The sequence below is a fragment of the Carboxylicivirga mesophila genome (assembly GCF_018271975.1).
Taxonomy (GTDB): Bacteria; Bacteroidota; Bacteroidia; order Bacteroidales; family Marinilabiliaceae; genus Carboxylicivirga; species Carboxylicivirga mesophila.
The window spans coordinates 1-10,423 of the sequence record NZ_JAGUCN010000044.1; the positions used below are offsets into that span (position 1 = coordinate 1).

At 43.3% G+C, this 10,423-nt stretch carries 9 protein-coding genes; 7 read left to right on the plus strand and 2 right to left on the minus strand.

Annotated features, from left to right (window positions below; translation table 11 throughout):
- The first annotated feature begins 258 nt into the window (after positions 1–258).
- Complete coding sequence (locus tag KEM09_RS21405; RefSeq protein ID WP_212231914.1) at positions 259–960, plus strand: cytidylate kinase-like family protein; 702 nt, start codon at positions 259–261, stop codon at positions 958–960.
- Between the two features lie 73 nt (positions 961–1,033).
- On the opposite strand, the gene KEM09_RS21410 is transcribed toward KEM09_RS21405, so the two are convergent.
- Positions 1,034–1,372, minus strand: coding sequence for a DUF6249 domain-containing protein (locus KEM09_RS21410; protein WP_212190675.1), 339 nt, complete (start codon positions 1,370–1,372; stop codon positions 1,034–1,036).
- Between the two features lie 211 nt (positions 1,373–1,583).
- Here KEM09_RS21410 and KEM09_RS21415 point away from each other — a divergent pair, with 211 nt between their 5' ends.
- Entirely contained in the window at positions 1,584–2,159 is a 576-nt protein-coding gene (locus tag KEM09_RS21415; protein ID WP_212231916.1) for an RNA polymerase sigma factor, read from the plus strand.
- A 10-nt stretch (positions 2,160–2,169) separates the two neighbouring features.
- On the plus strand, positions 2,170–2,598 hold the full coding sequence (locus tag KEM09_RS21420; protein WP_212231918.1) for a hypothetical protein: 429 nt from the start codon (positions 2,170–2,172) through the stop codon (positions 2,596–2,598).
- 74 nt (positions 2,599–2,672) lie between these two features.
- On the opposite strand, the gene KEM09_RS21425 is transcribed toward KEM09_RS21420, so the two are convergent.
- The gene (locus KEM09_RS21425) at positions 2,673–3,836 is read right to left on the minus strand and encodes a CD0519/CD1768 family membrane protein (protein ID WP_212231920.1); all 1,164 of its coding nucleotides are present in this window, start codon (positions 3,834–3,836) and stop codon (positions 2,673–2,675) included.
- Positions 3,837–4,046: 210 nt separating this feature from the next.
- On the opposite strand from KEM09_RS21425, the gene KEM09_RS21430 reads away from it, so the two are divergent.
- The 4 genes from KEM09_RS21430 (at position 4,047) to KEM09_RS21445 (ending at position 9,700) form a co-directional block, all read left to right on the plus strand.
- Entirely contained in the window at positions 4,047–4,616 is a 570-nt protein-coding gene (locus KEM09_RS21430) for a hypothetical protein (RefSeq protein ID WP_212231921.1), read from the plus strand.
- A gap of 289 nt (positions 4,617–4,905) precedes the next feature.
- The gene (locus tag KEM09_RS21435) at positions 4,906–7,401 is read left to right on the plus strand and encodes an endonuclease MutS2 (RefSeq protein ID WP_212231923.1); all 2,496 of its coding nucleotides are present in this window, start codon (positions 4,906–4,908) and stop codon (positions 7,399–7,401) included.
- 216 nt (positions 7,402–7,617) lie between these two features.
- Positions 7,618–8,685: an alpha/beta hydrolase family protein gene (locus KEM09_RS21440; RefSeq protein ID WP_212231925.1), complete on the plus strand. Its 1,068-nt coding sequence runs from the start codon at positions 7,618–7,620 to the stop codon at positions 8,683–8,685.
- A gap of 73 nt (positions 8,686–8,758) precedes the next feature.
- Positions 8,759–9,700 carry an alpha/beta hydrolase gene (locus tag KEM09_RS21445; protein ID WP_212231927.1) on the plus strand — a complete coding sequence of 314 codons (942 nt, stop codon included), beginning with the start codon at positions 8,759–8,761 and terminating at the stop codon, positions 9,698–9,700.
- Positions 9,701–10,423: the final 723 nt, after the last annotated feature.

The following is a 10,423-nucleotide window of genomic DNA, read 5'->3' on the forward strand; positions in this document are numbered from 1 at the left end:
CTCAATCTGTCCTTTTCTTTTACCCTCAACTCTGATCTTTAACATGGTTTAACGATGATTGACACCTCTTCACTATATTAATCCTCATCTTTGTATTGTAGATTTTTTTTCATAGATTTTGGATTTAGTTAACGAACTGATTAAGGGTAAGGACAGGTTTCTCAATCTGTCCTTTTTCTTTGCTATAACTTCAATCAGCGCTTTCTTTTTTAGTCAAATATTCTTACCTTATTGGCTGTAACTAACCAAAACTGCGCAATGGACAATCTGTTTTTAAAATACATGGGAGCCCGCGAAGGCAAGCAGGAAAAACCTCCAAAAAAAATCGGTACACCCGGACCGGTTATAACCATTTCGCGGGAATATGGCTGTCACGGGAAACGCATCGCCGAAAAGCTAGCGGAAATTCTCACTGCAAAAAGCTATGCCAGCGGTGAAAACAAAGAGTGGCGGTGGATCAGCAAAGAAATTCTTGAGCAGTCGGCCAAAGAGCTAAAACTATCAACAACACTGGTAAAGCAGTTGAGCGACTATAAACACAGTAGTTTCTTTAAAGACTTAGCACTGTTCTTCAGTGAGGATTTTTACCCGGGTAATGCTACCATTAAAAACACCATTGCCAAATACATTTATGATGAAGCCGAGCAGGGCTATGTAATTATTGTAGGACGAGCTGGTGAAGCTATCACTAAGAACATTGAACGCTCCTTCCATGTGAAACTGGAGGCGCCTTTAAGCTGGCGGGCAAAAGTAGTAGCAGACGAAGAACACATGAGCGAAAACGAAGCTAAAAAAGAGTGCACCGTGCAAGATAAAAGACGTGCACAATTTCGTGATTACTTCGAAAAGGGCCGATTGGATGTTGATTTTTTTGATGCCAAGCTTAACTGTAAGGCATTAAGCGATGACGAAATACTGGAATTGCTTGTTATCATTGCCGAAACCAGAGGTTTTGTATAAATCAAACTGATATAATAAACAAAAGGCTGTCAGATAACTGGCAGCCTTTTGTTTTACCATTCAATAAAGCTATTTATTCATCTTTCAGCATTGTTTTCTGAATAATATAAAACAATACCAGGCTAGCTCCGCCAAACAATAGCATCATTGATAGAAATGCCATTTCTTCGGGCATCTCAGTACTAACGCTTACTACATTACCCACAATTATACCTACTGCTATTCCAACCAGCAACATACCATATTTCAGGCTCAGGTAATGCTTTGGTTTGCCATATTCAAATATTGAAGCCTCTTTGCCTGCAGCAATCAGTGCAGTGCGTTCCAATCGTCTGTTTTTATAATACGATAATGAAATAATAATGGCTGCAATACTTCCAAAAAATACTAAGGGTACTAATACATCTTCCATAATTCTATATTTTAAAGTTTTACATTTTTCAAGTTCTCTCCCGGAGCGCTCACTCGTTGGACGCCACCTTATGAAGGGCGGTTACAAGAAAAATCAATTCATTTAAAAAATAAAATGCAAAACCCTTATATACTTGCCATTGCAATGCTTTCAGAGTAAATTACCAATAATTGTGTAACCAATTTTGCGCTGAAGGCGTCCTATTTGATGAATGAGTGACCCAAATGACATAAAGCTGATTAAGCTGGTAAGAGCAGGTGATGTAAGTGCCTTTGCTCAAATAATTGAGAAATACCAGCACATGGCCTATACCTTGGCTAATAGTATTGTGAAAAACCATCAGGAAGCAGAAGAAGTAGCACAGGATGCTTTTTTCAAAGCCTATAAGTCGCTCGATAAGTTTAAAGGTGATGCTGAGTTTTCAACCTGGTTATACCGGATAGTATACAACACAGCTATTTCGAAGATTAGGAGTCGTAAAGCAGAAACCATCACACTGGAAAGCCAGGAAGTTGATAAACAAAACACGTTTAATTTTGCAGATAACCTGAATCGCCTGGAGCGACAAGAACGCAAGGTGATATTAAAAAGGGCCCTGAAAGAACTAAAAGAAGAAGATGCCTTTATAATTATTCTGTATTATTATAAAGAGCAAAGCATTGAAGAAATAGAGAAGGCTACCGGCCTTAGTAAATCGAATATAAAAGTTAAGTTACACAGAGGAAGAAAGCAGTTGCAACAAACATTAGAGCAACTATTGCGTACAGAATTAAAGTCTTTTATTTAGATTTAAGACCATGAAAGAGAAAGATAAATATAGCGAAGACATACATGATGAGCTTATCAAAGACCTGTTTAAGGAATATAGCCTTGAGGAAGCGCCGGCATCATTAAAATCGGAAACTATGAACCGGGTTTTCAGTGACTGGACAGAAAATGCCCTCAGCTATAAACCAATTATCAATAAACGTAACCGTTTGTGGATGATTGGCGGATTTGCGGCTTTGCTGGCCATCAGTTTCCTGATAGACGCTTCGGTAATTATAGACTATTGGAATAAGATTAATGTCAACAACTCAATCATCGACCTTTCTAAAATATATAAACAAATGGGAAGCCTGGGCACTACCATGAACAGTTTACCTTCCATTATTTACTTTACCATTGCAGGCATTCTGGCCCTGCTGGGTATCGATCGCTTCTTCAATCGCTTGGCAAATATTTAAATTAACCGGCATATAAAAAGCGAGAGCGAACCAATTCATGGCCCGCTCTCGCTTTTTTCATTATTTCGAACTTACTAAACTATTCCTAAATAAGCCATTAACACAAAAATGTAATGGGCTGAAATCCCTGCAAACAATCCACCAATAGTGTGAGCCAGCAAGGCCTTCGAAGTTAATTCCCTAAACTTCAAGGTATCGAGCATAGCCGTATGTGTACTTAAATAACCACTCCAGCACATGCCCATTGCTGTAAACACAGCAATTTCGTTACCACCTACAATACCTTGTGCAATAAATGCTTTCACCATTGAAAGAGCGGCTCCAACAGCTCCCAGTGAGGTTACCGGAAAGGCTATTAGCTCAGGATATTCAAAACCAAATAACCAATCGAATAACCAGTCAACCGAACCAGCCAGCTTTGGTAAAATAGGTACCCCTTCATAAGCCAGCCCCTGATAACCAATAGCCGCATCAGCAGGTTTGAAAGTAATCACCATCACAATAGTACTAATCACCAATACCCCTGGTATAATGGCTAAACCAAGTTGAACACCCGACTTACCTCCATCCAGCATGGCATTTAAAAAGCGCTGGAAAGTACTCCCTTTCGACTCAAATGAAATCTTTTCCTCATCCCCTTCGCCTTCAAATTCTTTGTCGGCAGGAATACTGTTTTTGATAAAAAATTGCATTAAACGTGTGGAGATCACAGCACCAATCACCGCACCCGACAATCCTATCATAGCCCCGGAGAAATACCCCAACCCGGTCATAAAAGCCAATACGATCAGTCCCATACCAAAAGCGGTTCCGAAGTTGGTTAATGAGATTAATTCGTGGGTTTTAAAGTAGCGACTGAAATTTTTATCATTTGATAAGCTAATAATGGCTGGATTATCTGAAAAGAAAGTCATTAACCCGGCCAAAGCACTTACTCCAGGTAAATTAAACAGAGGTCGCATCAATGGAGCCAGCAGCACCTCGAGCAGACGAACCACACCAAATTCAATCATCAAACGGCCCAGCGCACCAGTCAGCACAGTAATTCCCATAATGAAAAATACGGTATTCATCAGCAGGTCGTGAGCTGTACGCATCAGCGTATTCAACAGGTTGGTCACTCCCATCACATGGCCCAGATAGCCAAAAAAAGCTCCAAAGAATAATAAGAAGAATAACGCCTCATACCGACGTCGTTCCAGGTAGCCTCTTTCTTTCAATTTTTTTAACGCACTCATTTTGTCATGTTTTACGTTTCAAAAATAGAAAGCCACCCAACGCGAAAACAAGACTTAAATCACGATTTAAAGATTTTTTTCATGAAATAAATCAAGGTATTTACTGATTTTTTCTCACTTTTTAACAGTAACCTTTTTGCAAATGCCCATGAATAAAGGCATATACCTTACCTTTGCCCATTAGCTATTACAACATCCTTATTACATAATATGCAAAACATCGAACCATTTAGTCGCTGGGAAACCGTTTACCTGGCCAATCAGGATCCACAATCTATCTATTTTGGAGATGTGTTTGATGCATTCTTGTGTCGAAACACCATCTACAACCATTACATTCACCCCAAATGGGATGAGTTTGGCTCAAAAACCCTCTACCTGAAAATACTATTTGTGAGTTACGAACAGAGCTTTGCTATCATAGAGTTGATGGGCGAATGGAACGATTGCCTGTATAATGATATAATGCATCTTAAACGGACCGTAGTGGAGCACCTGGCAGATAAAGGCATATCCAAATTTATTCTCATTGGCGAGAATGTGCTTAACTTTCACTACTCAGATGATGCTTATTACGAAGACTGGTTCAACGATATTGAAGATGGCTGGATTATGGCTGTCAATTTCAGACAGCACGTGCTGGAAGAGTTTGATAAAATTAACCTCAACTATTATATATTATATGGTGGGCAACTCAACAGTGTCAAATGGCGCACTTTATCACCTCTGAAGCTCTTTGCTGCACTCGACCACTATGCCAATTCTGCATTAAACCCATAAAATATCAGTGCATAAAAAAGCCTGTCTGGGGAGACAGGCAAAGAAACATTCTAAGAAAAAAATTCTAACCTAAACCTCACACACATCCGAATGTTTCTATATTTGGGGACCAGGAGAGCCGTGTTGTTTTTAGATTCGAAAGCTAAATTACGCCCTTAATATTATGGTGTCAAGTGGCTGGGATGAAAAAAAAAGATTTTTAACACTTTTTTTACAATAAGGCGTTGTTCTCCTCCTACTTCTTTTATAAAGCACCACTGTTTTGTTATTTTTGCACAAAATTACAGAAGTGATATATCCAGAGAGTTTCGAAGATAAGATAAAGTTTACCCGCGTTCGTGAGCTGGTGAAAGAGAGTTGCATGAGTGGATTGGGCAAAGAGGCCGTTGATGAGATGAGCTTCAGCACCCATTTTGATGAAGTGAGCCTTAACCTGCAACGCACCAACGAATTTAAAAAAGTATGCCTGGAAGAAGACAACTTTCCAACTGGCTACTTCATTGATGTGCGTGAACCATTGGCCCGTATTCGCACCGAAGGCCGCTTTATGGATGAAAGTGAACTGTTTGATCTGAAACGCTCATTAACGACCATCAATGATATCTGCCGCTTTTTTAATAAAAAAGATGACGAAGACTATCCGAAACTGAAAGAGCTGGTAGCCGAGGTGGCTGTGTTTCCGTTTATTCTGGATAATATTGACGGAATACTCAATAAATTTGGCAAGATAAAAGACAATGCATCACCCGAACTGGCCCGTATACGTCGTGAGATTTTTAATAAGCAAAACAGCATATCGCGCAAGCTGAGCTCCATACTTAAACGCGCCAAGCAAGATGGTCTGGTGGATGCGGATGTCACGGTGTCGATACGCGATGGCCGGGCGGTGATTCCTGTGCCTGCAGCTAATAAGCGCAAGCTGGGTGGTATTGTGCAGGACGAGTCGGCTACTGGTAAAACATCTTTTATTGAGCCGGCCGAAGTAGTGGAAATCAACAACGAGGTGCGCGAACTGCAATATGCCGAGCGCCGTGAGATGACCCGCATACTAATTGAGATGGCTGATGTGATACGTCCGTATATTGATGAGTTACTGGAATCGTACCGGTTTATGGGTACCATCGACTTCATCAGGGCCAAGGCACGCTTTGCTATCAGCATTAATGGCCTGTTGCCTGATTATAAGAAGCAGCAAAACTTCATCTGGAAAGAAGCTGTTCACCCCTTGCTGTACCTGCAGCACAAACCACTTAACAAACCGGTGGTACCTTTAGACATCGAATTGTCGGACCCCAAACAGCGTTTGTTACTCATCTCGGGACCTAACGCCGGTGGTAAATCAGTATGTCTGCAAACAGTGGGCCTACTGCAATACATGTTTCAATGCGGACTGCTGGTGCCAATGGACGAAGGCTCAACCATGGGTATCTTCAAGCACATTTTTATGGATATGGGCGATGAGCAATCCATCGAGAATGACCTGAGTACCTACAGCTCGCACCTGTTTAATATGAAGCACTTTTTGCGCTACAGCCAGCAACAAACACTGATACTGATTGATGAGTTTGGAACAGGGACAGAACCCATGCTGGGTGGTGCCATTGCCGAGAGTGTGCTGGAGCAGCTGAACGAACAGAAAGTGTATGGCGTCATTACCACACACTACACCAACCTGAAGCACATGGCTTCGCAAACCGAAGGCATTGAGAATGGGGCCATGTTGTTTGACACTGGTCGAATTATGCCACTGTACAAGCTGCAGATAGCCCAGCCCGGCTCATCGTTTGCCTTTGAGATAGCCCGCAAAATTGGTCTGCCCGAAAACATCCTGACGAGCGCCAAGGAAAAGATTGGGCAGGAACATGTTGATTACGACAAGAACCTGCGCGAGATAGTGCGTGACAAGCGCTACTGGGAGCAAAAGCGTAATACCATTCGTATAAATGAGAAGAAGCTGGCCGATGTGCTGGAACGCTATCAGCTGGACCTGCAGAACATTAAAAAGGAGCGAAAAGACATACTGGACAAAGCCAAGTCAGAAGCCGAATTCTTATTATCCAAAGCCAATAAGGAGATAGAAAACACTATCCGTACCATTAAGGAAACACAGGCCAATAAAGAGAAAACCAAACTGGCGCGTCAGCAACTGGAGGACTTTAAAGAGACGGCTGTTGACAAAAAGCTGAAAGACGAACAGATAGAGCGCAAAATACGCCAGATTGAAGAGCGCGAGAAGCGTAAAGCTAACCGCAAAAGCAATAAGCCAGATGAGGCAGCAGCCGCAGCAAAACTGCGTCCTAAAGCCAGTGAAGCTCCTCTTGAGGTGGGTGATAACGTCAAGCTCAAAGGACAAAATACGCCCGGCGAAATTCTGAAGATTCAGGGTAAAGAAGCCACTGTGGCTTTTGGCAGCCTGAGTACAACTGTGAAAATTAACCGCCTTGAACGTGTGAGTAACAAAGCGGTTAAGCGGGCCAACATTACCAACCCTAATGCTTCGATATCCAATGTGGGAGATAAGGTACGTGAGCGTAAACTGACTTTTAAACCAGATATTGATGTGCGGGGCAAGCGTACCGAAGAAGCCATTCAACTGGTGCTTAACCACCTGGATGAGGCTGTTATATGCGAGGCATCGGAGGTGAAAATATTGCATGGTAAAGGTAATGGCATACTGCGCCAGATGATACGTGAGCAGTTGAACACCCTGCCTTTTGTCAGCTCGTTTCGCGATGAGCATGTGCAGTATGGTGGCAGTGGTATTACCATTGTTGAGATTGGGTAGGTTGTGGACTGAAGCCGATCGGGCTTGACAAAATGAGTTTCAATCCCCCTAATCCAGATAGACACAAACTGCATTTCTCATCAATCCACCTTCGCCAAGTGGGAAAATCCAACTTCTTGAAGGATTGAATTGTGTCTGAGCATATTTATAGGCATTTATCATTGTTGATGAGTATGTTTTTTTATTACTTAGAGTTGAATATAAATCCATTCGACAATGAATAAACTTCTTACCCTGAGCCTGATGCTTCTTCTGTCTGCTGCATCGGCCTTCAGTCAAAAACAATCTGTTGAAAGCTTATTGCAAACCAATGATGAGAACCTGCAACACCGCCTCGACCGCCTGGAGAAGATGGTGGATGACCTGATGTGGCACGAACGACTAGGCGACATTGCCTATGTTGATAAGGTATATATGTATGGTCCGCCCAAGTGGAAAGAGAAAAACCCCACGGCACTGGGCGCTGGCAATCCGGTTAAGTTCTGGTCGTACCTGTTCTTTCCCAAAAACCTGGATACGAATAAAAAATACCCGCTGATGGTATTACCCCATGGCGGTGTGCATGCCGATTTCACCACCTACTACACGCATATTGTGCGCGAGCTGGTGAACCAGGGTTATGTGGTGGTAGCCGCCGAGTATCGCGGCAGTACGGGCTACGGCAAGGGCCATTACGAAAAGATTGATTACGGCGGATTGGAGATTGAAGATGTATTTGCCAGTAAAAACTACATGCTGGAAAACTACCACTTTCTGGATAAAAATCGGGTAGGCATCATGGGCTGGAGCCATGGCGGACTGATTACCCTCTTTAATATCTTTGAACACCCCAATGATTATACAGTGGCTTATGCCGGTGTTCCGGTAAGCGACCTGGTGGCACGCATGGGCTATTATGACGATGATTACCGCGCCTTGTACGAGGCCGATTACCACATTGGGCAGTCGGCACACGATAATGTGGAGGAATACCGCCGCCGCTCACCGGCGTGGAACACCCATAAATTTAAGAACACGCCCCTGCTGATACACACCAACACCAACGATAACGATGTGCATGTGCTGGAAGTGGAGCACCTGATTAAATCGCTGAAAGCCGACAATAAACAGTTCGCCTATGAGATTTACCAGGCTGTGCCGGGTGGTCACTCATTTGACCGGATGGATACTAAAACAGCCAAAGAGATACGGGTGAAGATTTACAAGCATATGAACCGTTATCTGAAACCTGAAAATCCCATTAACAACCTGCAGGATATTCAAAAAGCAGGCTATAAGTTTTAATTGAACGAAGGGTTTCTTATCACTTTACTTTGGCTAAGAAACCCTTTACCTTTTCCACCCTAAACCACATATTATGAAACTCTTTACTTTCCTGAGCACCTTCCTGCTCTGCCTGGCCACTACCGCCCAAACCACCATAAATGAGGAAAACATAAAACTAAGTACCGACAATGGCGAGCTGTATGGCTCCTTAACCATGGCCGATGCCAACAAAAGCACTGTAGCCCTGATTATTGCAGGCTCGGGACCCACCGACCGCAACTGTAATGCCGGCTTTAGCTTGTACTCAAACGCCTACAAGCTGTTGGCCGAACAGCTGGCTATGAATGGCATCTCAACACTTCGCTACGATAAGCGAGGCGTTGGTGAGAGTGCACCGGCCAAGATAGCAGAAGACGACATGCGTTTCGACCGTTTTATTGATGATGCCGTGCAATGGATAGAACTGCTGAAAGGCGATAAGGGATATAAGAAGGTGTATATTATTGGCCACAGTCAGGGTTCACTCATTGGTATGATGGCGGCTCAACAAACCAAGGCCGATGGTTTTATATCTATTAGTGGTGCCGGGCGCCCCATTGATCAAGTGTTGCAGAATCAGTTAAAGCCCAAACTGCCGGAGAAGGTATATGAGGAAGCCGTCATGCTGTTTGACACCTTAAGAATGGGACAAACCACACAAGCGGTTAACCCCTACCTGTATTCTATCTTCCGCCCCAGCCTGCAAGTTTATATGATTTCGTGGATGCAATACGACCCGGCTGATGAAATTGCCAAACTGGATATCCCGATGTTGCTTATCAATGGCACTACCGATATACAAGTGTCGGTTGACAATGCGCAACTACTGCACGAAGCTGCACCCAAAGCTCAACTGCAACTTATTGAGGGTATGAACCACGTACTGAAGGATGCACCCCTGGAACTAAAGGCGAATATGGCGACCTACTCGAACGGCACGCTGCCGGTTAATACTAAGCTGGTGGAATACCTGGTGGAGTTTATGAAGCTGTAAAAAGCCAATCGCTACAAGCTGATAGCTATTAGCGATTCACATGGCACTTTAAAACTTTAGTCTTGTGTCATCAGTCTTTTGCTTTGATGTAAAACAATCCCCCTCTCCCTGCGGGTTTCTCCCCAAGGCAGTATGGCCTTTCATTTTTGCCTGCAGCAGCAAAAACGAAACAAAAAATGCCGCCGCTGCAGCACTCATTGACCCACTACTTTTTCATTTCGGGAAAATATTTAAAGATGCCCGGCTTGGTGCCAAATATTTTCTCCCTTCATTCAAAAAGCGGGTGCCCCAATATCATTGCTGATGCGGAATCTCGTATATCTACTAATTGAGTTTTTGTCACACTCCACTCGAAACAGGGTTTCGAAGTAGTCGCTCGTCAGGGTGAGTTGATAAGAAGGCGAAATGGCGGCCTTTGAAAAAGGGAAAGCCTGGCGTAACAGATTCATTCCGGTGCGTTGCAATCACCTCTTTCAATAAAGTTTTTGCGTCCTTTTTCAAAAAAGGATGTGCCGGCCCGACATAAGGGCAATTAAGCTTTATACTGCTCAAGCCGCAGGGGCTTTCCCTTTCTTCCTGCAGCCGAAGAAAGGAAACAAAGAAGACCGCGACTAAAGCACTCAATGACCCACTAACATCTCACTATGCATGAGATTTAAAGATGTACAGCTTCATTAGCAAATCTCATTATGCTTCGTTTCGATGAGTGGGTGCCCCATCTGC